The 22,807-nt window shown below is 39.3% G+C and carries 20 protein-coding genes; 9 read left to right on the top strand and 11 right to left on the bottom strand.

Annotated elements, in window-relative coordinates:
* Positions 1-72: 72 nt before the first annotated feature.
* The 6 genes from V7Q04_RS04140 to V7Q04_RS04115 all read left to right on the top strand — a co-directional run bounded on the left by V7Q04_RS04140 (position 73) and on the right by V7Q04_RS04115 (position 5,543).
* Complete coding sequence (locus tag V7Q04_RS04140) at positions 73-498, top strand: MarR family winged helix-turn-helix transcriptional regulator (RefSeq protein WP_333803642.1); 426 nt, start codon at positions 73-75, stop codon at positions 496-498.
* Between the two features lie 84 nt (positions 499-582).
* Complete coding sequence (locus V7Q04_RS04135) at positions 583-1,167, top strand: NAD(P)H-dependent oxidoreductase (protein ID WP_333803641.1); 585 nt, start codon at positions 583-585, stop codon at positions 1,165-1,167.
* Positions 1,168-1,304: 137 nt separating this feature from the next.
* A complete protein-coding gene (locus V7Q04_RS04130) occupies positions 1,305-3,509 on the top strand; it encodes a response regulator (protein WP_333803640.1) in 2,205 nt (734 codons plus the stop codon).
* 41 nt (positions 3,510-3,550) lie between these two features.
* On the top strand, positions 3,551-4,123 hold the full coding sequence (locus V7Q04_RS04125; RefSeq protein ID WP_333803639.1) for a hypothetical protein: 573 nt from the start codon (positions 3,551-3,553) through the stop codon (positions 4,121-4,123).
* Between the two features lie 38 nt (positions 4,124-4,161).
* On the top strand, positions 4,162-4,740 hold the full coding sequence (locus V7Q04_RS04120) for a DUF1007 family protein (protein ID WP_333803638.1): 579 nt from the start codon (positions 4,162-4,164) through the stop codon (positions 4,738-4,740).
* Positions 4,737-5,543 (top strand): nickel/cobalt transporter, encoded by an 807-nt coding sequence (locus tag V7Q04_RS04115; RefSeq protein ID WP_333803637.1) that lies wholly within the window; start codon positions 4,737-4,739, stop codon positions 5,541-5,543. The genes V7Q04_RS04120 and V7Q04_RS04115 overlap by 4 nt, the downstream gene beginning before the upstream one ends.
* A gap of 100 nt (positions 5,544-5,643) precedes the next feature.
* Here the strand turns inward: V7Q04_RS04115 and V7Q04_RS04110 are convergent, their stop codons facing one another.
* The 3 genes from V7Q04_RS04110 to V7Q04_RS04100 all read right to left on the bottom strand — a co-directional run bounded on the left by V7Q04_RS04110 (position 5,644) and on the right by V7Q04_RS04100 (position 10,550).
* Positions 5,644-6,960, bottom strand: coding sequence for a 2-isopropylmalate synthase (locus tag V7Q04_RS04110; protein WP_333803636.1), 1,317 nt, complete (start codon positions 6,958-6,960; stop codon positions 5,644-5,646).
* 445 nt (positions 6,961-7,405) lie between these two features.
* Positions 7,406-9,508 carry a TonB-dependent copper receptor gene (locus V7Q04_RS04105; protein WP_333803635.1) on the bottom strand — a complete coding sequence of 701 codons (2,103 nt, stop codon included), beginning with the start codon at positions 9,506-9,508 and terminating at the stop codon, positions 7,406-7,408.
* A gap of 190 nt (positions 9,509-9,698) precedes the next feature.
* Entirely contained in the window at positions 9,699-10,550 is an 852-nt protein-coding gene (locus V7Q04_RS04100) for an NAD(P)-dependent oxidoreductase (protein ID WP_333803634.1), read from the bottom strand.
* An 89-nt stretch (positions 10,551-10,639) separates the two neighbouring features.
* On the opposite strand from V7Q04_RS04100, the gene V7Q04_RS04095 reads away from it, so the two are divergent.
* Positions 10,640-11,251, top strand: a complete 612-nt coding sequence (locus V7Q04_RS04095; RefSeq protein ID WP_333803633.1) for a helix-turn-helix transcriptional regulator — start codon at positions 10,640-10,642, stop codon at positions 11,249-11,251.
* A 14-nt stretch (positions 11,252-11,265) separates the two neighbouring features.
* Here V7Q04_RS04095 and V7Q04_RS04090 read toward each other — a convergent pair whose 3' ends face one another.
* From V7Q04_RS04090 to V7Q04_RS04080, 3 genes are read right to left on the bottom strand one after another with little or no spacing between them, the layout of a single operon-like run.
* Positions 11,266-12,048 carry a hypothetical protein gene (locus V7Q04_RS04090; protein ID WP_333803632.1) on the bottom strand — a complete coding sequence of 261 codons (783 nt, stop codon included), beginning with the start codon at positions 12,046-12,048 and terminating at the stop codon, positions 11,266-11,268.
* Positions 12,033-13,403 carry an ATP-dependent RNA helicase DbpA gene (dbpA, locus tag V7Q04_RS04085; RefSeq protein WP_333803631.1) on the bottom strand — a complete coding sequence of 457 codons (1,371 nt, stop codon included), beginning with the start codon at positions 13,401-13,403 and terminating at the stop codon, positions 12,033-12,035. The genes V7Q04_RS04090 and dbpA overlap by 16 nt, the downstream gene beginning before the upstream one ends.
* A gap of 11 nt (positions 13,404-13,414) precedes the next feature.
* Complete coding sequence (locus V7Q04_RS04080) at positions 13,415-15,277, bottom strand: diguanylate cyclase (protein WP_333803630.1); 1,863 nt, start codon at positions 15,275-15,277, stop codon at positions 13,415-13,417.
* 184 nt (positions 15,278-15,461) lie between these two features.
* Here V7Q04_RS04080 and V7Q04_RS04075 point away from each other — a divergent pair, with 184 nt between their 5' ends.
* Together V7Q04_RS04075 and V7Q04_RS04070 are read left to right on the top strand one after the other, a co-directional pair.
* Complete coding sequence (locus tag V7Q04_RS04075; RefSeq protein ID WP_333803629.1) at positions 15,462-16,352, top strand: phosphatidylserine decarboxylase; 891 nt, start codon at positions 15,462-15,464, stop codon at positions 16,350-16,352.
* Positions 16,288-18,276: an EAL domain-containing protein gene (locus tag V7Q04_RS04070; RefSeq protein WP_333803628.1), complete on the top strand. Its 1,989-nt coding sequence runs from the start codon at positions 16,288-16,290 to the stop codon at positions 18,274-18,276. Before V7Q04_RS04075 ends, V7Q04_RS04070 begins: the two co-directional genes overlap by 65 nt.
* A gap of 34 nt (positions 18,277-18,310) precedes the next feature.
* Here V7Q04_RS04070 and V7Q04_RS04065 read toward each other — a convergent pair whose 3' ends face one another.
* From V7Q04_RS04065 to V7Q04_RS04045, 5 genes are all read right to left on the bottom strand, one after another.
* Positions 18,311-19,510 carry an OprD family outer membrane porin gene (locus V7Q04_RS04065; RefSeq protein ID WP_333803627.1) on the bottom strand — a complete coding sequence of 400 codons (1,200 nt, stop codon included), beginning with the start codon at positions 19,508-19,510 and terminating at the stop codon, positions 18,311-18,313.
* Positions 19,511-19,806: 296 nt separating this feature from the next.
* Positions 19,807-20,661: a c-type cytochrome gene (locus tag V7Q04_RS04060; protein WP_333803626.1), complete on the bottom strand. Its 855-nt coding sequence runs from the start codon at positions 20,659-20,661 to the stop codon at positions 19,807-19,809.
* Complete coding sequence (locus V7Q04_RS04055) at positions 20,658-21,908, bottom strand: cytochrome b (protein ID WP_333803625.1); 1,251 nt, start codon at positions 21,906-21,908, stop codon at positions 20,658-20,660. The genes V7Q04_RS04060 and V7Q04_RS04055 overlap by 4 nt, the downstream gene beginning before the upstream one ends.
* Positions 21,909-21,917: 9 nt before the next feature.
* Positions 21,918-22,424, bottom strand: coding sequence for a ubiquinol-cytochrome c reductase iron-sulfur subunit (gene petA, locus V7Q04_RS04050; RefSeq protein WP_333803624.1), 507 nt, complete (start codon positions 22,422-22,424; stop codon positions 21,918-21,920).
* Positions 22,425-22,432: 8 nt separating this feature from the next.
* Positions 22,433-22,723: a c-type cytochrome gene (locus tag V7Q04_RS04045; RefSeq protein ID WP_333803623.1), complete on the bottom strand. Its 291-nt coding sequence runs from the start codon at positions 22,721-22,723 to the stop codon at positions 22,433-22,435.
* Between the last annotated feature and the right edge of the window lie 84 nt (positions 22,724-22,807).

Genomic DNA, 22,807 nt, shown 5'->3' with positions numbered 1-22,807 from the left:
ATATAAAGCCATAATGCCTCTTTTATTTATTTCCTCTTGACTTTAGTTAGATATCTAACTATAATGCTCCTCATGAAAACAAGAATTACCATTGCACGTATCAGCAGAATTTCAGACAAAGCCCATCGCTTCATTATTCAAGAACTTGAAAAACGAGGCATCTATGGCATCGTTCCTTCACATGGGGGTATATTGTCCTTTCTTTACATCTATGAGAACATTACCATGAAAGAATTGGCTGAGAAAATTCATCGTAGTAAACCAACCGTTACGGTACTGGTCGATAAACTGGTTGCATTAGGCTATGTGCTTAAAGAGAAAAGTGATGCCGATAGTCGCGTAACCTACATACGTTTGACCGAACAAGGCAAAACATTTCAGAAGGACTTTCAAGAAATTTCGCAGAGTTTGAATGAGAGAGTTTTTCAGGGTATTTCAGAGACAGAGATAAATATGGTTGATCCAATTTTGGAAAAAATCATGCACAATTTGTCGTAGTTTTAATAAGAGTGCGATACGCCCGTGCACTTTGAATGCTTTTTCAATCATAAATAGTTAGACATCAAACTAAAAGGAGTTATTATGAATCATCTTATCGTTTATGCTCATCCCTTTGAGGATAGCTTCAATCATGCCATTTTAGAAAGTGCTGTTGCAGCACTGGAGAGCAAAGGTCACAGCGTTGTCGTAAGAGACCTCTATGCCATTGGGTTCAACCCCGTTCTTAGCCCAAAGGATTTTAAAGAATTACGCAGTGGTCATACGCCAGAAGATATTGCTACTGAGCAAGAGTACATCAAAAAAGCCGATGCCATCACCTTTATCTACCCACTTTGGTGGACAGGATTGCCTGCTATTTTACAAGGTTACATCGACCGCGTTTTTGCGTATGGTTTTGCTTACCAGTACAATAAAGAAGGCATGGTTGAAGGCTTATTGGCAAGTAAAAAAGGTGTTATGATTACCACACATGGAACGCCTAATATGTACTACGATGCTTCGGGAATGACACAAAGCTTAAAACAGACAACCGATGAAGGCATTTTTGGCTTTTGTGGTGTTGAAACACTAGAGCATCTCTTCTTGGGAGGAATTTCTTCAAGTGATGATGTAACGCGCAAAGCAATGCTTCAAACAGTGGAAACAAAAATCAAAGAGCTTTTCTAAGATCATGTGAGAGCTTTACCCCAAAAGCTCTCTTTTCTTAATGCATTATGACTTCTTCTGTTATTGACAGACATCATCAAAAAATAATTTTTAATCATGTATAATCTAACCAATTATCTATTTTATGAGGATTATTCATGGTACAAGGTCTTCAAGTTCCCAAATTAGAACTGGAAAAAGGTTCTATTTTAATTATTGAAGATTCCATGATGTTTTCGAAAGCACTTAAAAAAGGGCTTTCTGCTTTAGGCTATCACATAACCCTTGCCCACACACTTCACGATGCTATTCATACACTTATAGACCATTCTTTTGACCTCATCATCCTTGACCTTAACCTTCCCGATGGTGAGGGTGAAGAGATCTTCAAAAATCTTGATATTTTTAAAAAGTTAAAAATCATTGTCTACACCTCAGACACAGATAAAGACAGAAGAAATGAGTGGTTTCGCTATGGGGTTTTAAGGTATCTTTCCAAATCTGATCCTATGACTTTTGTATTCAAAGAAATTGACACTGTTATGAAATCACTTGTAGAAAACATTTCTTACTCCATTTTATTGGTGGATGACTCACGGTTTATTTGCCGTCAAATTAGTGAATTGCTTCAACCTCGCAACTACACTGTTTCCATTGCCAATGACGGAAAAACTGCCCGAGAACTTTTTAATGAAAAAATTTTCGATCTTATTATCTTGGATTTAGAACTCCCCGATACAACGGGTGAAGCACTCCTCATAGAACTTCGTAAACATCAGCAGAGTGCTAAGACACCCATTTTTATTTTGACAGGACAATATGATGCGAGTGGCGTAGGAAGACTGATCAAACAAGGCGCCAATGAATTTTTTCTTAAACCCTTTATTGCAGAAGAGTTGCTTTTAAAAATTGATTTTTGGATTGATTATGAGCGTACCAGTAAACAGAACCTTTATCAGCACACTATTTTGCAAGAATACAAAGATGCCGTTGATAGAAGTACGATTGTATCAAGAACCAATCAAAAAGGCTTCATTACGTATGTCAATGATAAATTTTGTCAAATTTCAGGCTATACAAAAGAAGAACTTCTTGGACAACCACATAATCTTGTGCGTCATCCTGACATGCCCAAAGCTGTTTTTCAAAATCTCTGGGAAACGATACAAGCGGGTAAATCATGGGAAGGCATTGTTAAAAACCGACGAAAAGATGGTTCACACTATTGGGTTAGTGCTGTCATAAATCCTATTATTGATCAAGATGGAACTATCGTTGAATTTATGAGTATTCGAACCGACATTACCAGCATACATAACATTCATGACTCGCTCAAAACACAACTCAAAATTTCAGAAGAGAGCTTTGAAGATGCCTACCATATGTTTAAACAATATGAAAATGCTATCAATGTCAGTACCATTCTAACGCGTACAGACTTGGATGGTAACATTACCTTTGCCAATACCAATTTTTACACGACAACAGGTTATACTGAGGCAGAAGTACTGGGTAAAAACCACAGTATTATTCGGCATAAAGATACACCAAATGATGTTTTTACTGACTTATGGGCAACACTTAAAGCAGGAAAAGTCTGGAAAGGCGTCTTTAAAAATCAAAAAAAAGATGGCACTGCTTATTGGGTTAACTCTACTATTTTGCCTATTTTAGACAAAGTGGGAAATCCACTTGAATACATGGCGATACGTAGAGAGATCACTGAGATTATAAAATTGCATGAAGAGATAGAATCTACCCAACAAGAAGTCATTTACCGTATGGGCGAAATCGCGGAGAGCAGAAGTAAAGAGACAGGAAACCACGTCAGACGTGTAGCCGAGTACTCTCGCCTCCTCGCCCTTAAATTAGGGTTTGATAAACAAGAAGCTGATCTCATAGCTACGGCTTCGCCAATGCATGATATTGGTAAAGTCGGCATTCCTGATGCTATCTTGCTGAAACCGGGTAAACTGGATGATGCAGAGTGGGAAATCATGCGTACACATGCAATGCTAGGCTACACCATTCTTCAAAACTCTTCACGCCCCCTCTTGCAAGCAGCGGCAATTATCGCAAAAGAGCACCATGAAAAATACAATGGTACAGGCTATCCTCTAAACATCTCTGGAGCAAATATTCATATTTATGCCCGTATTGTCGCTATCGCAGATGTTTTTGATGCGCTCAGCCATGACCGCTGTTATAAAAAAGCATGGGAAGATGAGGCTGTTTTTGACTTTTTTAGAAAAGAGCGAGAAGAACACTTCGACCCCAAATTAGTCGATCTCTTTTTGGATACTAAAGATGAGTTTCTTGCCATTCGAGACAGCCTAAAAGACACCATATATTTTAGTGCCTAGCCATACATACTCTAGACTCTGCAAATAAGGGTTATTGATCCATGTTCAAAATTTTATGTACGCTATTTATTTTTTTTAATTTTGCCCATGCTTGTGCATTATGCAACAATAACAAAGTCTCTTTTGTACAAGCCTCTATTAAAGCTTATGTGGCAGAAGAACAACTGCAAAAAATAGAAGTGACATGGCAATTTAGCGCTAGTACCTCTGCGGAGATTGTAAAGCTTTATCATATTGAAAAGCAGATGCAACCCTCAGATCAACTCAAAATCTATGATTCTTTAGAGCAATACCAAAAGCCCTCTTTTATGACTTCTATTCAAATCAATGGGAAAAGCACTCATGTTGAAGCCAAAAATTTTGATATATTTCTTGAAAATAAACTGGTAACGATTAGATTTGAAATTCCATTAAACTATGCACTTCAAGATAAGAACACCGTCGAAATAGTCTTTATTGATTCAGCCAGAACAATGGTTTTTTTAGAAAATATTGACCATACAAGCATCATCAACACGACCCAGTTTAAAACGCGAAAAGACAATGGCATTAAAGTCATTCCAGAAATTATGGCGACAACAAATTACATCAAACTGGATATTTCAAAATTTTAAATTTCGACTAAGACACCTCTAAAAATAAAAGGCTTAAAATGTTAAAAAGTGTATTTTGTCTCTCTTTTCTGGTTTCAGTGGCAAGTGCGTGTGCTCTGTGTGGTGGCAGTTTGGCATCGCTTATCAATGTTTCAACACATACCCTCTTTACAAACAATGCTATTCAAAAAATAGAGGTTGTTTGGAAATTTGATGAAACGCTTTCAGCACAACTGATAAGCCTTTATGACACGAACAAAAATGCACGTTTTGAAGAGGAAGAAACACATGCGATGTTTGACATTTTAGAAAAAGCAGAAAAACCGCATTTTATGAGCATCATTACACTCAATGATATACCCATGCAAGCTTTTACCGTTAAGAATTTTACCGCAGAAATAAACAACAAAATGGTGCAGTATGCTTTCGATATTGAATTAAATGCACCTATCAAGGATGCATCAAAACTTGTCTATTATTTTTTTGATTCCACCCGCTCGTTGGCTTTTTTTCACACCCCAGAGAACATCACTTTTGATAACAAAACAGATTTCACCATCAGCAAAAGTTTTGGATTTAAAATTCTTCAAAACACTATGTCTGTTGTTAACACCATATCGTATGAGATCAAAAAATGAACCTTTTATCTGGAACAAATGAACAGCAAACCAATGTTATCATTGCATACTTATCCCACCTGTTGCAGAGTCTGTCTGTTCAACTGGGTGAACTTCTTATGCAGATTAAAAATGGAGACAGTTTTTTACCTATTTTAATCCTCTTAGCAATCTCTTTTGCATATGGCTTTGTTCATGCCTCTGGACCAGGGCATGGTAAGACACTTGTAGCATCCTACTTTTTAGCCAATGACAAAAGCTATAAGAATGCTCTCTTGGTGGCTTTGCTCATTGCGGCAGTTCATACTTTTTCAGCATTTCTTGTCACGATGATTGGGTATTTTATTTTCAAAACGCTTTTTTCAGTTGCTATCATCAACATAGCAACCTTTGCGACGAAAATATCGGGGCTTATGATTCTTGGGCTGGGTTTGTACTTTTTCATCCAAAAAATGAAACATTATAAAAACCTCAAAAAACAGCCACAATGGGGCACACATCCACCGCTTTCTTCTTGTTCGTGCGCAAGCTGTAAAAATCATAACAGTAGTGAATTTGCGCTTATTCTATCCGCAGGCATTGTCCCCTGCCCTGGAACCATTACCATTTTTTTATTTTCGATCTCGTTAGAGCTTTATTTTATTGGCTTTTTAAGTGCTGTTTTTATGAGCCTTGGCATGGGATTTGTCATAGCCTTAACTGCAGTCGTAAGCACCAAAGCAAGAAATAGCTCAAAAACAAAGTTTTCAAAAGTCTTTAAATGGCTCGATTTTGGAGCTGTTGGAATTATCATCGTTTTAGGATTAGTATTGCTTCTTCTCTAACATAAAGCCCTATAGAAGGGCAGTAATACTCTGCCCTTTTAAATTTGATGCATCATCCTGTGCTTGCCATTTTTGATGCATCGTTTTTTCTTTTTAGATCTTAAAGTTTACACATCTGCCTAAAGACTTTAAAAATCTCCTCGGCATTGACCTCAATGCCTTTTTCATCACACAATTTTTGAACTTCCAACGCAATTTCGATTTGCATATTTTTGGTCGTTTCAATGCCATAAAACTCTTTTAAAACATACGCCACGCCACTTTTACCCGACTGCGAATTGATGCGCACTACATCACGATAATCCCGCTTGATATCCTTTGGGTCAATTATAAGGTACGGTACGTGCCAATAGCCATCTAACGCCGCCACCTGATACTCCATGCCCTTCTTTATTGCATCCTGATGCGTGCCCGAAAAAGCCGTGTAAATCATCGAACCTATATAAGGGTGACGGGGAGGAATGGTACTGTGTGTCAATGTGATGATCTCCTGCAAAATCGTATCGATGTTGTAAATGTCTAACATCGGGTCAATCCCTTGTGAATAAAGATTGAACGCCAACGTAATCAAATCAACATTGCCCGCTCTCTCGCCATTGCCCATCAATGTCCCCTCAACTCTTTGCGCTCCCGCTAAAATCGCCATCTCAGCACTGGCTACGGCTGTACCTCTGTCATTGTGCGGGTGAACACTCAATATTACGGCATCGCGCTCCAACATCTGTTTGCTCATCCACTCGATTCTATCGGCATAGATGTTCGGTGTACATGCCTCTAAGGTGTTCGGCAAGTTGATAACCATCGGTGCATTTCTGGTTGGCATCCACTCACTGATAACTGCATTTACCACATCGCGCGCAAACTCTAATTCCGTTTGTGAAAAGCTTTCAGGTGAATACTGAAACATCACATCACCTTTGAATTTTGCCGCCTCTTCTTTGATGATACGTGTACCTTCTAATGCTAAGGTAATGATCTCCTCTTTACTTTTATTAAAAACCACTTTACGTTGATTGTCCGCTGTGGGATTATAAAGGTGCATTGTTACTTTTCTAGCCCCTCTCATCGCTTCAAAAGTACGTTTGATGTGTTTCTCGATGGAAGGCATCAATACCGCAACACGAACATCCTCAGGAATCAAGTTTTGCTCGATCAATGTACGACAAAAGTCAAAATCCATTTGCGATGCACTAGGATACGCGATCTCAATCTCTTTGAAACCCATCTCCACCAATTTTTGAAAATATGCCAATTTTTTGGTCGCATTCATCGGCTCAATCAACGCTTGATTGCCATCGCGTAAGTCTGTACTAACCCAAATAGGGGCTCCAGTAATAATATTACTCGCCCACTCGCGGTGCGTTAAATGAACTAATGGGTATGGTTTGTATTTTTTAAAAGTTTGTGCCGTTTGCATAAAAATATCCTTATATGATTATTATAATGAGCCAAAATGCTCATATTTGCCTTGAATTAGGCATAAAATCTGGTACTTTGCCAGAAAAACAACAATGCAAAATGATGAAAATTGTGCTAATTAGGTAGAGGTATCCTCAGGGCTAAAAAGCCAATTTAAAAATCAACAATGAAAAATAAAAGGGTGAGTGTGAAGTATTAACGGAGCTTCAGGAGGAGGACGACGAGGACAGATGCGTTAGAAAATTGCGCTATTGTCTGAGGTTGGTATATGGTTTGATGGGATATAAAAGTTGCCATCGGGTCTCCTTTAAGAAAATTTGACAAAAGTATAGCACAAAATTCAAAAAGCGTATATGCAATTTGAATAATGAATAAGAATGGTTGATTTGCTATGAGAAAATTAAATTTCTCATAGCGTGTCTTGATTGGAGATACTCCCTATTTTAGAGCTTTATTTTCACTTCAAGCCAAAAATTTCTACCAGGTTCTTTAATTTTTTCTTCTCCTGTGTAGCCAACAAGTGAACTAATTGGATCCGTTCTACTTAAATGCTCCGCATAGGCTTTATCAAAAATATTATCGATACCAGCAGAGAAAATAACGTTTTTACTGTATTTATAGCTACCATTTACAGAAAAAACTGCAAAACCCGGAGTTTCACCCGTATCCATGCCCATCATTACGATATTTCCATTACCCACATCGTATCTATCTTGTTTGGTAGCAAACCTAGCAAGAACACCTGCAGCGTAGATATTGTCCTCATACATCGCCGATAGTTTTAACTCTAATGGTGGTTGTTGCGCCAATGGTTTATTTTCTGTATCATTTTGACCATGCACATACGATAAAGCACTAAGTACTTTATAATTTGGTGTGATTTTGTAGCCAAGCTCCATCTCTCCACCATAGAGTGTAGCATCAACATTGGTAACTTTTGAGTACGACGTAGTTCCCATGCCATAAGGAACAGTTAAAGGCTTACCATTGGTACCAAGCCATCTGGTTTGAATATAATCATCGACTTTGCTATAAAATGCCGACAACGATCCAAATACATTTCCACTGCTCCAATGCGTTCCTATATCAAGCTGATTTGTTTTTTCAGGTTGTGGAATAAATGCCCTTGCTGCATTTGATTCTAAATTGTAAACCGTTCTTTCCCAATAATCTGGAAATCGTTCACTATACCCAACACCCACATAGTAGGTCATATCGTTTATTTTATTTTCATAACGTGCAAAACCACTGGTAAGCGTCGCTTCATCTTTATGCAAATAGTTAGGATTGGCAATGGTTAACATACCAAAAGTGGCTCGTTTATCCGTTACTTCGTGTTTATCGACTCTTAACCCAGTAATAATTTTTTGATGATCATCTAGCTTAAAGGTACTCTCATCAAAGATACCCATTTGTTTAAAATCAAAATCCGTAACACGAGGAGATGCAAACATAGCATCATCAGCAGCACTTGCTGAAGCTCTCATCATAGCAGAACGCCCTGTATGTTCGTCTTTTTTAAAGTCGATCCCTGTAATATTTGTGGCATTGAGATTAGGAATGGTCGTTGTAAGTTTTATTTTTCCACCCTCAGTTGTTCTATCTGGATTCATTGCAGAGTATTTTTGACTTCCCATGACTACAGGCGCACTTCTTAACGTATAGTTATCCATAATATGATCGACATAGTTATGGTACGCTTGAAATTCCAATTGCTCGACATTGTCTGCCAAGTCATATTCAATCACTTTCAAACTTAAATTTTCTCTCTCCAGTTTAGATGCATCCATCGTTCTATCGGCATATTTTGCTTCGCCATCACCCTTTGATGCTGAGAGTTCTATAACAGTGTTATCATTTGGTGTAAAACCTACGGTTAAACCTGTATTCCATCGGGTATATTCGGAATTAACCGTGTCGCCATTGCCATCTTTATAATTATTGGAATGAGAACGTGTAGCGATCATTTGAGCGTAACCTTCGCTAACACCACCACTTACATCAACAAATTGATCGCTTCTACCAAAACTGCCTTGTTTGAAGGATGAATACAGATTGTAGTCTGGATCAGTATAGTGTTTTACTTTTTTCTCAAATTGAACCGTTCCTGCTGAAAAGCCTGAACCATTGAGTACCGTTTGAGGTCCTTTGATGACGGTTACTTGATCATAAGCTTCGGGGAAAATATACGCTGTTGGTGGATCCATTCTGCCGCCACAGCCACCATAAATTTCTTGCCCATCTATCAAAATACCAACGCGTGATCCTGACATACCCCTTAAAACTGGGTCACCATCGGTGCCACCTTTTCGGATGACAGAAAATCCTGGTATATTTTTTAAATAATCCGCACCATCACTCGCAGGAATGGGTTGTATTGGATTTTTTGGATCCGTGATCACTTTTAAAGGCTCTTGCGATTCAGCAATGCCCACAACGCTAATTTGTTCTAATTCGATTACTGTTTGATTGTGCCCAACAACCTCATCAGCATACAGCAAATTTGAACAAAGTACTATTGATAAAAATACTTTGTTTTTATTCATTAACTACCCCCTTTAAGAATATATTTAATATATAAAGCAACTGTTAATTTTGTATTAAATGAAGTAAACGAAGTGCTCTAGTCTGACGAAAAAAGCAATGATTTTTACAAAGAGAAACGTGGATAGGATAAGACTTTACGAGAGAGTATGGGGAGAGTAGGCGTTTTTACATGTAAAACGCCCGTATATGTCACACTTTAAAAAGTTGGTAAATGGAACTAAAGTCCTCATCGCCTTTTCCCATCATTTTCATTTTGGAAAAGAGCTCTTTGGTGACACTTGCGGTGTAAAGTGGGCGGTTGAGGCTGTACGCCAAGTCTTGCAGACAATGCAAATCTTTGGTGATCGCCGCCGTGCTAAAATGTGGACTAAAGTCTTCATCAATGAGCTTTTGTGTTTTAGCAGCCAGCACCAGTGACTTTCCGCCACCTGCTCCTAAAATCTCTAAAAGCTCTTTTTTATCGATGCCACATGCTTCACCTAGTGCCGTACACTCCGCAATGGTCGCCATAAATGAACCCAAACAAAGGTTGTTAATCAGCTTCATTTTTGCCGCAAATCCAGCCTCTTTGAGATGGAAAATCGTTGAAGCAAATTTCTCAAGAAGTGGTTTACATGTAAGAAAGACACTCTCACGGCCTGCACAAACGGCGGTCAATTCACCTTTGCTCGCAGGTACGACACTGCCTAAAACAGGTGACTCGAGGTAATTGCCACCCTGTTTTTCAACCATAGCGTGAAACTCAATCACATCGTTGAAGTGGTTGGTCGTAAGGTCGATGATGGTTTTGCCTTTGAGGTTTGCACTTAAAAGTCCATTTTCCATCGTTAAAACATTTCGTACACCATCAGAGTCAAACAGACACATAAGCACAGTATCACACTTCTCCATCAAAACTTTGGGTGAGCTTTCACACACAAACCCTTTGGCTTCTGCTTTGGTACGTGTTCGATTCCAAACGATGACCTCTTCACCCATACTCGTTAAGCGTTTTGCAATGGCTGAGCCTAAATTTCCTAGTCCGATAAAACCTATTGCCATGTTCATTCCTTGTGGTAATTTTTAGAATTATAGTCTAATTTAGACACTTTATCAATATAATTTTTCAAAAGTTGTGTTATGATTTCCACATGAAAAAAGAACTTAAACCTTATGTCGCCTTGTGCGATGCCATCGGCAAACTGTTTTACCCCAATGTTGAAGTCGTCATGCACGACTTGGAAGCTAAAAAACTCGTTCACATTGTCAATGCTTTCTCCAAACGTCGCGTGGGTGATGCGATGATTAGCGAACTCAAAGACCTAAACAGCATCAAAGAGAACTGGGTCGGACCATATGATAAAACCAGCAGTGAAGGCAAACGCCTAAAAGCTGTGAGCATCATCGTGCGAGACGTGGAAGAAAAACCCATCGGGATGATTTGCATTAATTACAATACGGAACCGATAGAAACGCTCTTTGAGTCGCTCAAAGGCTTTTTACATGTCAACGACTCTGCGCCTAAACCATCGGTACTTTTTTCCCAAAGCTGGAGAGAACATACGGATGAAACGATAGAAAAATACTTAAGCAGTAAAAACATTGCCCTCTCAGGTCTTTCAAATGACGATAAAAAAGAGTTGGTCATCTTCTTGGAAAGTGAAGGCATTTTCGCCATTCGCAATGTTGTTGGGTATATTTGCTCGGTTTTAAATGTTTCGAAGGCTACGATTTATAATTGGTTGAAGACGGTGAGAGGGTAAGCTCTCTTCCGCTTTTATTTTGTTATATTAAGGTCTACAATTATTTTTCCATCTGTTGGAAATGTAATAATTTGACTTCCTTTATCATTAAAAAATGCGATTTTATCGTTATCATAAGCTATCAGAACACCTTTTGCTACTTCTTGACTATCTTTGTCCAAAATTTGTATACAAATATTTGCTTGACTATTTTTTGGTATATAGCAACCGTGTTCATGATATTCATTTATTGTTTTGGCAGCAATTTTTTCACCTACTGACTGTGGTCCCATATACAAATACAATACAAACATTAAGAACAGTGTTAAGACATATATAAACAACGTAAAAAGGTAGACTCCAGCAAATGTTGTCGTCAGTAGTTGTGTAAAGAATTTCACTTTAGTAGATGAAAATATTTTGTCTAAAAATGGAAAATTGACCAATATAGATTTTTCATTTTTAGGACGTAATGCAAAGAAAACCATTATTCCTATGACGAGTGCTGCACTTATAACAATAGACAACATATTGCGTTGTACAATCTCATTTAGCCCTGAAAATCCATGTAAAGCAGCGATATAGGAATAAAAATAAATGTCTTGAATTGATAGAGGAAAGAAATTGCTATTCAACCCAAAGTATCTCATATAAGAATCATAATAAGCTTTTCCAATAATATATGCAATGATTGTTAAGCCAAGCCCAACAATCGTTAAAATTGTTTGTAAAGAAGGCTTATTTTGATTTGATCTGAAATTTAGGATTTTTTCGTTTTTTACTTCTTTCTCTTCCATGCTTTTTACCCCAACTTCCATATCTTAAACCGTCTGTTTTTAATCGTCGTGGCATTGAGTCCATCAAACGCTTTATCGGCATATTCGCGCGCTATAGCGACGTAAGAAAACTTCTCTAAGATGTCGATTTTACCGATGAATTTCGCTTCGAGGCCTAAGTCTTTGGTCAGCGTTCCGAGGATGTCACCTGCACGCATTTTATGCTTTTTGCCTGCGTCAATGCAGAGCGTGATGTAAAGGGCTTTTTTAGGCTTGAAAAGTTTTGTGTCTAAGTCGCCTATGGATTTACATGTAAAGGCAAAATTTGCCTCTGTGAGCTCTTCAAAGAAGCCCTCTTCTCGTGGTGTGACAAAGCTGACTGCCATGCCTTCTTTTTCCATGCGTCCTGTTCGACCAATTCTGTGGGTGTAGATTTCCATCGTTTGAGGCAGTTCGTAGTTGATGACCATCTCCACATCTTTGACATCCAGCCCACGAGAGGCAAGATCGGTCGCTACGAGGATTTGGGCACTGCCGTTGGCAAAGAGAAGCAGGTGTTCATCACGATCGATCTGCTCAAGATCACCATGTAATGAGAGCGCATCAAAACCCTCATCTAAAAGATAGCCTTGAAGTTCGGCAACCCCGATTTTCGTTTTGCAAAAGATGATGACCGACTTGGCATCGCTTTCCAGTAAAACGCCTTTGAGTGCCACTTCTTTTTCGCGTGGCTCTACGGTATAACATACTTGCGTAATGTTCGGTGAAGTGTGTGCTTCTTCTTCGATGCTGATGCGAATGGCATCGGTTTGCACTTCGTTGCACATACGCTCGATCTCTTTGGGGAAAGTTGCCGAAAACAGCAAAGTTTGACGTTTACTTGGCATTTTAGAGATGATCTTCTCAATGTCCTCGTAAAAGCCCATGTCGAGCATGCGGTCGGCTTCATCGAGAACGAGCGTTTTGATATGTTCAAAGTTGATGGTTTTTTCTTGTAAATGTTGCAATATACGCCCCGGTGTTCCAACCACAATGTGCGCACCATGCTCTAGGTTGATGCACTGTGGCACAAAACGAGCACCGCCACATAGGGTGACGATTTTGATGTTATGAGCAAATCTAGCCAAACGTCTTAGCTCTGCACTCACTTGTTCGGCAAGCTCACGCGTGGGGCAAAGTACGACTGATTGGATGCGCATAGAGTTAACATTCAATGCCATCAAAAGCGGCAATCCAAACGCAGCAGTCTTTCCACTACCCGTTTTAGCTTTGGCAACAAGGTCACGACCCGCAAGGGCTAAAGGAATACACTCTTTTTGAATCGGTGTCATAGAAACATAGCCCAAATCATTGAGGTTTTGGAGCATTTTAGGCTCGGTGATAAACTCGTTAAACATAAATACCTTTTTTAAAAATTTGCTTTTTGATCCCAAAGCTCTTTTGTGAAACGTAAACAACGGTTACGTCCACTCTCTTTGGCTTTATAGAGCGCTACATCAGCGAATTTAATCGCCTGCCAGAAGCCATCTGTATCGTGAGGGAAGTCGCTAATGCCCATACTGATGGTCTTTTTAAGAATACCATCGGTTGTTTTGAAGTTAAACTCTTCCACCGCTAGGCGAATCTTCTCAGCGACTTTTACACCGTAATCAACCTCGGTGTCGATGAGCAAAATTAAGAACTCTTCACCGCCAAAACGAATCACAATGTCTGACTCTCTCACACACTTTTTCAAGATGTGCGATGTCTCTTTTAAAACGCTGTCACCAACGTCATGACCATATTTATCATTAACTTGCTTAAAGTAGTCCATGTCACACATTAAAAGACTGATCTGTTTTTTACGTCTGAGCGTGCTTGCGATGATTTGATTGCTGTGATCTTGCAAGAAGCGACGGTTGTAAAGTCCTGTGAGACCATCGACCAGTGAAGATTCACGAAGCGTGTTCATCAACCGCTTTGTCTCAATAACGGAAAGTGAATGTTTGATGTAACTCTCCGCTTTAAATATCTTTTCATTGACGCGGTCAACTTCTTCTTTATCGAACACAAACTGCACAACAGCGCCCGCATGACCTGAGACAATGAGTGGAACACACACATGTTTTTTGCCACCTTCATGTATAAACTCTCTACACACACCCTCATATTCAAAAGAGGAGACTTTATGCCCCGTTTTTTGAGCACGACATAGGGTGCAGTTGTGTTGTATCTCTTCATTACAGACTAAAAACTCTTTTTCATCACTCATATGCGGATACACAACACTCATTGTACCTTTGGCAGCATTGACATCAAAAATGCGGTAATTTCGTATGCCTGCCTCTTTTTCAAAAACTTCACCCAGCCTTGTGTAAACTACTTCAAGTGAGCTGTCCTCTTCAATGACTTTTTTGAAAACGGTAACGCCATAGACGGTATCGACCAGTTTGTTGAACTCTTTGGAGAGTGTGCCTATCTCATCTTTGGATCTGATTTTGAGTTTTTTACTCAAATCTACCTCGCCCGTACCGATGGAGTGTATTTGATGGATCATCGACTCGATGGGGCGGGAAAATGCCTCTCTAAGCCATCTTGTAAAAAGCATCAATAAAATAATAGCAAATACAATCACCACAGCCATGGTATTGATAGAAAATCGGATGGTGTTGCTCACTTGCTGGCTGTACCCTTGATAAAGCCCATTGATGCGGTTGGAAAGCTCTTGTGTTATCTCTTGAGTTGTCTCTACATGTAAAGCCAAAAATTCTTTCATTTTTTCAATATCAGAGGCAACCACCGTACCTCGTTTTTTTTGTACAGAGAGTACCATCTCATCCATGGCATTGATCTCATTCGAAATGGCTTGAAGGGCACGCACACTTTCCGTGTCATCTTTGGATAAAGATTGGATAATCATCTCAAAAACATTGCCCGTAATGTTACTTTTTTGACCATTCATCAACGACTCGGAAAGCCTATTTTTCATTTGAGTAATGGGCCCTTTTACAATCAAAAAATTGTTATCGACCTCTTTGCCATTGATCATACGCTCCAAAGAAGAAAGCTCTGGTTGAATAGTAAAAACGACTTTCATATAAGGAAGTGTGGTTTGCGTAATTTGAGAGTAACGATAGTGTATAAAACTAAGCGATGCGACAGCAACACAGCCAATAATCATAAACCAAAAAAATGTTCCTAGTTCAAAAAGAAGAAATTTCTTACGAATCGGAAGATTCACAAAGGTAATAAACTGTACAAAACGCTGCCAAAAACCTGTCACTTTTTCCATCGCTCATTTGTCCTTTTTTTAAAAAAATCTAAATAATAAAAGATAAAATCCTAGCATAATTTTAACCTGTATGCTCTTTGAACAACAAAAAACTTATTTCATTTGGTATAATCTATTCTTTATAAAATCCCATGACTTTTTTCATCCTCTTTAAAGCACGAAAAAAGTTAAACAAAAGAGTCCTATGCAACGCTACCCTAACTTTAAAAGTTCTATTGCGTCTCGTCTTTTTGGTGCTTTTGCATCTAAAGAGTTTCCAAGCACAATACAACGCACCATCAATCAAACCTACACATCAATGATGAAAGTTGATTTGATGGAATTTGAAGAAGCGAGTTCTTACAAAAGCCTTAACGCGCTTTTTACCAGACGTTTTAAGAGTCGCCGCCTTTTTAACATTAATGAAAAAACCGTTATTTCTCCGTGTGATAGCCTCATCAGTGCTTATGGAAAAATTGAGAATAGTCTTGCACTGCAAATTAAAGGATTTTCGTACGATGTCAGAAGCCTTTTGGGTGATTACATTTCCAAAGCAGAAAAAGATCGTTTGGATGAAGGTGATTTTGTAAATTTTTACCTCTCTCCTCGTGACTACCATCGTTACCATACGCCTATTGATATGCGGGTCACTAAAGCCGTCCATATTCCCGGTAAGCTCTATCCTGTTAACGTGAAATGGTTAAAAAAGGTTCAAGGTCTTTTTGTTGAAAATGAACGTGTTGTGTTAGAATGCTATACAAAAGACAATAAACTTTTTTATATGATTTTCGTAGGTGCACTTAACGTCGGAAAAATGGCATTTACGTTTGATAAAACCATCCAAACCAATGCCAAAGCAAGCCTCCAACAATGTTATTTTTACAACAACCTTCACCTCTCAAAAGGAGAGGAACTTGGACATTTTGAAATGGGATCTACCATCGTTATGCTTTTTGAAAAAGAGTCCATTAATCTTGAAGTTGATGGAATTTCACATGTAAAATTTGGACAACCTATAGGGGGACTACGCAATGTCGAGCACGCAGATAGCATCACTCAAACAAATGAGCAAGGGGATGACGCTTCTTTACATTGAAGATGATCCGCTCGCAAGAGATGCTGCCAATAGCCTTTTTTCAGAATTTTTTAATGATGTCATCGTAGGCTTTGATGGTGAAGATGGCGCACGTTTGTATGCGTCACACCATCAAAAAATCGATCTTGTCATTACAGACATTACGATGCCACGCGTAAACGGCATTGAGATGATTGAAAAAATACGTGCCATCAACCCAGAAGTCGCCATCATTGTGATCTCAGCGCATAACGAATCACAGTACCTCACGCAAACCATTGAAGCAGGAGTCGATGGATACTTGCTTAAACCTTTGGGTGTTGAACAGTTGGTTAAAACACTGGGAAAAGTTCTTGAAAAACTGCACCTTCGTTACGAAAATGCAAAAAATGCGCTCTTGCTCAAACAGTATGAGAACATTACCAATACCAGCTCCATTATCTCCAAAACGGATCCTAAAGGTGTCATAACATTTGTCAATGAGAAGTTTTGCCAAATTTCGGGCTTTAAAAAAGAGGAACTCATTGGCAAATCACACAATATTATTCGTCATCCAGATATGCCCAAATCTGCTTTTCGTGATCTTTGGAAGACTATCAAAGAAGATAAAACGACATGGCAAGGCATTGTAAAAAACCGCGCCAAAAATGGTGATACATACTATGTGAAAACCACCGTTCAGCCCATTTTAAATCCTTTGGGAAATGTTGAAGAATATATCTCTTTGCGACATGACATTACTGCCATTATGAGCGATAAAAAGCAACTTTTTGATTTTTTAGAAGCAAACCGTCTTTCAGTACTTATCTTAGTTCAGATCGAAGACTACACCATCTTGGAAAAGTTTTACGATAAAGCGAGTGTTGAAAAAATCGAAGATGCTTTTGGAAAGAACATGCTTTATTTGATGCCCAATCGATGGGGTTTTCAAAGAGTGTATCATCTTGAAAATGGTCTTTATGCTTTTGCGATTGATCGGCGAAATTGTCGCGCAAGCAAAGAGGAAATTCACGCCGTACTGGAGCAGTTTTTAGCTAATGTCAAAGAGTATATTGTCAAAATTGACGCCATTGAGTATGACATCTCTGCGATTTGTAGCTTTACCTATGGCATTTATAAAATTTTTGAAGATGCAAAAATCGGTATTGAAAATGCTATACAAAACAAACAATCTATCGTCTATGCCGATGGGCTTTCTGGCATTGAGTATGACAATGCTCTCAAAAATATCGAGACGATTCATATGATCAAAACAGCGATTGACAATCGCAAAATTATCTCGTATTTTCAGCCAATCGTAAACAATATAACCCAAAAAATCGAAAAATATGAATCCTTAGTGCGTCTTGTAACTGAGGATGGGCACCTTTTAACACCATTCTATTTTTTAGAAACGGCAAAAAAAGGGCGTTATTATTCCAAAATCACCAAAATTGTTTTGGAAAACTCATTTGCTACACTTGCTAAAATTCCTGAAGCTTCCATCTCTATTAACCTCTCTGTTCACGATATTGAGCGTGATGAGATTACAGATTACATTGACAGCTTGTTGACCCAGCATGAAGATGAAGCGCATCGCATCATTTTTGAACTGTTAGAGAGTGAAGACATCAAAGATTTTTTAATGGTCAAGCAATTTATCAAAAAGGTCAAAAGCAAAGGCGTTAAAATTGCTATTGACGATTTTGGAACAGGCTACTCCAACTTTGAACGACTGCTTTCGTATGAGCCTGATATTCTTAAAATTGATGGCAGTTTGATTAAAAATATTCAAAATAACCAAGTCAACCAGCATATTGTCGAGACAATGATACTTTTTGCTAAAAAACAGCGCTTAACCACCGTTGCCGAGTTTGTTGAGAATGAAGCAATTTATAAAATAGTGCGCGATATGGGAATTGATTATTCTCAAGGCTATTTTTTCGGAAGGCCAGAACTGTTTTAGAAGGCTCTTTTAGCTGTAAAAGAGCCTTATTATTCTAGAACTTATAACTTGCGCTAAATCTAAACTCGTCTTTATCTTTAGCCCCAGCTTTATCGCGATTTTCTTTATCGTACATTACTAAGAAATTCAGCCCTTTAAGAGCACCAGCAAAAGCGTAATTACCAGTCAAGGAAACATAAGAAGCCTTACCATATGAAAGGTCGTCATCATCCGTTACGGTATACGCAACATTAAGCGTTGTGGTTGGCGTAAACGCATAACCTAAGCCAATTGCGTACGCATCAGTATTGGCAGGGTAACTGCTAGAGAGAATGATGGTTCCTGTATAGGCAAGGTCTGCACCCCAACCGATACCTGGTGTCACTGTCGCGTCTTTACTCACCGTACTATAGGCAACATATCCACTAAGAGCACCGTAACCCACACTGGCTTTTAAGCCTAAAAGATCAGAGCTTTTACTTCCTGTAATGTCTTTGTCATTATAATAGTATTGTGCGGCAAAACCGTAATTTAGGGCATTGATACTAAAGGCATACGCAGCTTCAGCATACGCCATTGCCCCTTTGGTATTGATGTCTTCTGCATATGCTGCTGTTAACGTCAATCCCGTGATCGATTTGTTGACCGCGACTAAGGTATAAGCGCCATCTTCTAGGAGTGGTGAAGTGCCATAAGGATTACTGTAGTTTGTAAACTCGCCAATGTGTCCAGCGCCATTGGTTTGTGCTTGAAACTTTTGTACATAAGCTGCTGTGAGTGTGGTATTTGGTAGGTCTGTATTGACAACGCTTGCACCCTCAAACGACTCTTTGACGATACGATTGCCCAACGAGGCGATAAGCGGTGTGTTGAGAAACATACGTCCGACTTGAACGGTTGTTTTACCTGCACTGTACGCAAGATAGGCTTCGGAGAGTTGTGCACCTGAACCGTATTCATCCCAGCCAAACTGTGTTTTGGCATTGGAAGTTGCAAAAGGAGCACTGTTTGATTGACCTGTGAGACCTACACTAAATCCACCCAGAGAGCCTGTGACGTAGCCCAGAGTCACACCTGTATTGAAAATAGAAGCACTTGGAATTGCGGGATTTCGATCACGATCCCAGTAAAACGCTTTTAATTCACCGCTGATTTTTCCTTCTTTGAACGCATCTGCTAAAGTATCTGCGCCAAAAGAACAGGTACTAAGTCCTGCAACACAAAGAACTGCCAAGCTAAGATTTGCTAATTTCATACGTTTCTCCTTCGTAGTAAAACACTTTATATAAAATGTTTTTGACGTTAATTTATGCCAAAAAATGATGTGTCGATCGCTCAGCTAAACACATCATGACAGATGCATAAACCCATCTGCCTTATTCTTGAATATACCCGTTAATAAGACAATTAATTTGAAGCTTCAAGAAAATTTTAAATAAAAAAAAGAGCAAAATAATCGAAGAATAAAAGCGTTTTTTTGACGAAAAAAATAGGAGAAATAAAGAATATAAAGAATATAAAGAGAGGTAATAGACGTATAAAAGAGGCGGCTTACGCCACCTCTTTCCAAATTCGAACTTTCCACATATACGCTATTAGGGTAAAAATAGCCATAAATCCAATGAGATTAAGACCTAGATCTTCACGTTCAGCCTTTTTGCGATCACCGACATGTTCCATATATGCGATCACTTGTGCTTGAGATGCTTCTGTAAGCCCTACACGAGGCATTGCAATGCCTTCAACCATTTTCAGCGGTTCATTAATGAATGTTGTGAGATATTCCGCTTTTTTGGAGCGAATCATCATCGACACATCAGGTGCTTCAGCGCCTAAGTAGTTTTTCATAAACACGCTTGATGTCTGTGCTTTTGTGCCATCGTATTTCATACTATGACATCTGCCACACGCCTCTTCAAAGACCATTTTATCAGTAGGTTTTGTGGCGACAATGTTTTTAAGATATGCCACGATATCAGCAACCTCTTGATTACTTAAAAAACTGTAACTTGGCATTGCATAGGGCTTGGCATCACCAAATTTATGCGAAAGTTTGGTCGCACTTACAGGGTCTTTTAAAAAGCCAGAAAGGTAGTTGTTATCGTAAATAACTCCCGCATGGCTTAAGTCTGGTGGAACAACGCCGTACGCACTTGCCGCATCGTCATTGCTCATCGGTGCTTCAAAGCCTAAACTTTTAATACTATGGCATGCAATGCAATTCGCTTCAACCAAGGTTTTACCATTTTCACTGTTTCCATTAAGCGCCAAGGGTTGTATATCTTTAAAACTAAAATCTGCTGGTGCAACGTGTGGGTGCATTTGCGAATGCGCATAGGGCTCAACACCCCAATACGTCAATGCCGTAAAAAAAATCACAATGGCTAAAATTTTAAGCTCTCTCATTGCACCTCTCCTTTTGCTTCATGTTTGGTGATGAACGGTAGGGCAATGAAAAGCCCTAAAAAGATAATGGCTGCAAAGAAGCCTACCCACGCATTCACCCCTGTTGGAGGCAGTTTGCCATAGACCGTAAGGACGATCATGTCGACAACCAAGATCCAGAACCAATACTTAAACAAAGGACGTTTGTGAGCAGGTGCTGTATTCATCGTATTGCGATCCAAGAATGGTAAGACCATGAAAACAATGTTAGCAATCACAAATGCGATCAAGCCAATATCCATCGCGGCAATGCCTGCAATGTCAAAAAAGAAACCACGAAGCACTTCATAATTCCACAAGAAATACCACTCAGGGTAGATATGTGCAGGCGTCTTCATCGAATTTGCAGGCTCAAAATTGATCGGGTCCATCGCAAAATCAAAGTGATAACAGCAAAGGACAAAGAAAAATGTCATAAAGGCACCTACAACAAAGAAATCTTTGGAGAGGAACACAGGCCAGAAAGGTACCACTTTAGACTCTTTTTTGCGTCCTTCTAAAAACTTTTTCGCTTCTACATCAAAGTTAAGCTCTTCGGAGTCTTGATTATTGACGTGTGGAAAACGAAGCGAATAAAAATGCACCGCAATCACTACTATAATGACTAAGGGTAAAAGCACCACATGAAGCATGAAGAAACGTGTTAAAGTAGCATCCGCAACCACGTAATCACCACGGATCCAAATAACCACATCATCACCAATGACAGGAATACCACTAAAGAGATTGGTAATAACCTGCGCTGCCCAGTAACTCATCTGACCCCATGGAAGCATATAACCGCTAAATGCTTCTGCGGAGAAAGCGATGAAAAGCACCATACCCGTTATCCAGATCATCTCTCTACCTTTTTTATAAGAGCCATAATAAATGCCCGTAAAAAGGTGAATGTATATAATGAGAAACGTCGCAGACGCTGCAACACCGTGCATATGACGCCACAACCAGCCATACTCTACTTCTTGCATAATGGTGTAATTGACACTGTCAAACGCTAAGTTAATGTCGGGTTTATAGTACATCAATAACAAGAGCCCCGTTACCAATAGCACACCAAAAAGCACCACTAAAACCACACCCATTGCCCAAAGGAAATTGATGTTTTTAGGTATCCAGTATTCGGTCATCATCACACGCATAAACGCTTTCACCGCTAGACGTTGGTCGAGCCAGTCTATCAAGCCTTCGCTTTTTCGAATTTCAGCCATGCCTTACTCCTACGCTTTTTTTGCGATTAATTTTTTGTACTCTTCGCCTTCTTCACCGAGGACCAAAGACTCGCCTGCAATTTTAAAGGGAGGAATATCAAGAGGACGAGGAGGTGGACCAAAGGTGTTGATACCGCTTGCATCAAACACACCGCCATGACAGGCGCAGATAAAGCTTTTTTGTTTCGCATCATACGATGGAATGCAGCCAAGGTGCGTACACAGTCCGATGACAAGTGTAAAGACTTTTTCGCCAATGACCACATCGCGTTTCGCATTTTTTGCAGTGTCGGCACTTTTACGTAACACAAATATAGGCTTTCCTCGCCATTGAAAACTACGCGCTTCGCCCTCTTGTATGGTTGAGACATCCACCGTTACAAAGCCAGCCGATTGGACACTTGGGAGTGGATCCCAACTCTTTTTCATTGCACCAAGCGCACAGACACCACCCACAGCCGTAACGCCTGTGAGTGCCATGCCAATAAAATCACGCCTTTTTTGACAGGTTTCCATATAAAAGCCTACTTCTTAACGATAAAAGAGGCAAGCTCTTCAATCTGTGCATCACTAAGCGTGGTGACTTGTGCTTTCATAAGGGCTTTTTGATCTTTACCGTATGAGCCATCTTTATAGCCTTTCATCGCTGCAATAAAATCTGCCTTAGGCATATCTTTGATGATCAAACTTTTGTTTAAAGCGGCTTTTTCACCTGAAGTTCCATGACAGGCAACACACTTGGTATAAAGTGGTGTTGCTTGTGCGCTGATCGCCAATGAGGTGGCAATAATAAGTGATTTTGTGATGATTTTCATCTACTCTCCTTTTTAATTTTAGGAAATAGTAGTGAAATAAAGTGGCAAAAAAATGTGGAGGCATGAAATAATAAATCTAATTTT

Source organism: Sulfurospirillum sp. (assembly GCF_036802865.1).
GTDB lineage: Bacteria > Campylobacterota > Campylobacteria > Campylobacterales > Sulfurospirillaceae > Sulfurospirillum.
The sequence above is the reverse complement of the archived record's forward strand: the minus strand, read 5'-3'. Positions and strand labels throughout refer to the sequence as shown.

Bases quoted from the DNA above. Each gene is read 5' to 3' on its own strand.
- V7Q04_RS04140 (WP_333803642.1), top strand. From the start codon at position 73: ATGAAAACAAGAATTACCATTGCACGTATCAGCAGAATTTCAGACAAA.
- V7Q04_RS04135 (WP_333803641.1), top strand. From the start codon at position 583: ATGAATCATCTTATCGTTTATGCTCATCCCTTTGAGGATAGCTTCAAT.
- V7Q04_RS04130 (WP_333803640.1), top strand. From the start codon at position 1,305: ATGGTACAAGGTCTTCAAGTTCCCAAATTAGAACTGGAAAAAGGTTCT.
- V7Q04_RS04125 (WP_333803639.1), top strand. From the start codon at position 3,551: ATGTTCAAAATTTTATGTACGCTATTTATTTTTTTTAATTTTGCCCAT.
- V7Q04_RS04120 (WP_333803638.1), top strand. From the start codon at position 4,162: ATGTTAAAAAGTGTATTTTGTCTCTCTTTTCTGGTTTCAGTGGCAAGT.
- V7Q04_RS04115 (WP_333803637.1), top strand. From the start codon at position 4,737: ATGAACCTTTTATCTGGAACAAATGAACAGCAAACCAATGTTATCATT.
- V7Q04_RS04110 (WP_333803636.1), bottom strand. From the start codon at position 6,960: ATGCAAACGGCACAAACTTTTAAAAAATACAAACCATACCCATTAGTT.
- V7Q04_RS04105 (WP_333803635.1), bottom strand. From the start codon at position 9,508: ATGAATAAAAACAAAGTATTTTTATCAATAGTACTTTGTTCAAATTTG.
- V7Q04_RS04100 (WP_333803634.1), bottom strand. From the start codon at position 10,550: ATGGCAATAGGTTTTATCGGACTAGGAAATTTAGGCTCAGCCATTGCA.
- V7Q04_RS04095 (WP_333803633.1), top strand. From the start codon at position 10,640: ATGAAAAAAGAACTTAAACCTTATGTCGCCTTGTGCGATGCCATCGGC.
- V7Q04_RS04090 (WP_333803632.1), bottom strand. From the start codon at position 12,048: ATGGAAGTTGGGGTAAAAAGCATGGAAGAGAAAGAAGTAAAAAACGAA.
- dbpA (WP_333803631.1), bottom strand. From the start codon at position 13,403: ATGTTTAACGAGTTTATCACCGAGCCTAAAATGCTCCAAAACCTCAAT.
- V7Q04_RS04080 (WP_333803630.1), bottom strand. From the start codon at position 15,277: ATGGAAAAAGTGACAGGTTTTTGGCAGCGTTTTGTACAGTTTATTACC.
- V7Q04_RS04075 (WP_333803629.1), top strand. From the start codon at position 15,462: ATGCAACGCTACCCTAACTTTAAAAGTTCTATTGCGTCTCGTCTTTTT.
- V7Q04_RS04070 (WP_333803628.1), top strand. From the start codon at position 16,288: ATGTCGAGCACGCAGATAGCATCACTCAAACAAATGAGCAAGGGGATG.
- V7Q04_RS04065 (WP_333803627.1), bottom strand. From the start codon at position 19,510: ATGAAATTAGCAAATCTTAGCTTGGCAGTTCTTTGTGTTGCAGGACTT.
- V7Q04_RS04060 (WP_333803626.1), bottom strand. From the start codon at position 20,661: ATGAGAGAGCTTAAAATTTTAGCCATTGTGATTTTTTTTACGGCATTG.
- V7Q04_RS04055 (WP_333803625.1), bottom strand. From the start codon at position 21,908: ATGGCTGAAATTCGAAAAAGCGAAGGCTTGATAGACTGGCTCGACCAA.
- petA (WP_333803624.1), bottom strand. From the start codon at position 22,424: ATGGAAACCTGTCAAAAAAGGCGTGATTTTATTGGCATGGCACTCACA.
- V7Q04_RS04045 (WP_333803623.1), bottom strand. From the start codon at position 22,723: ATGAAAATCATCACAAAATCACTTATTATTGCCACCTCATTGGCGATC.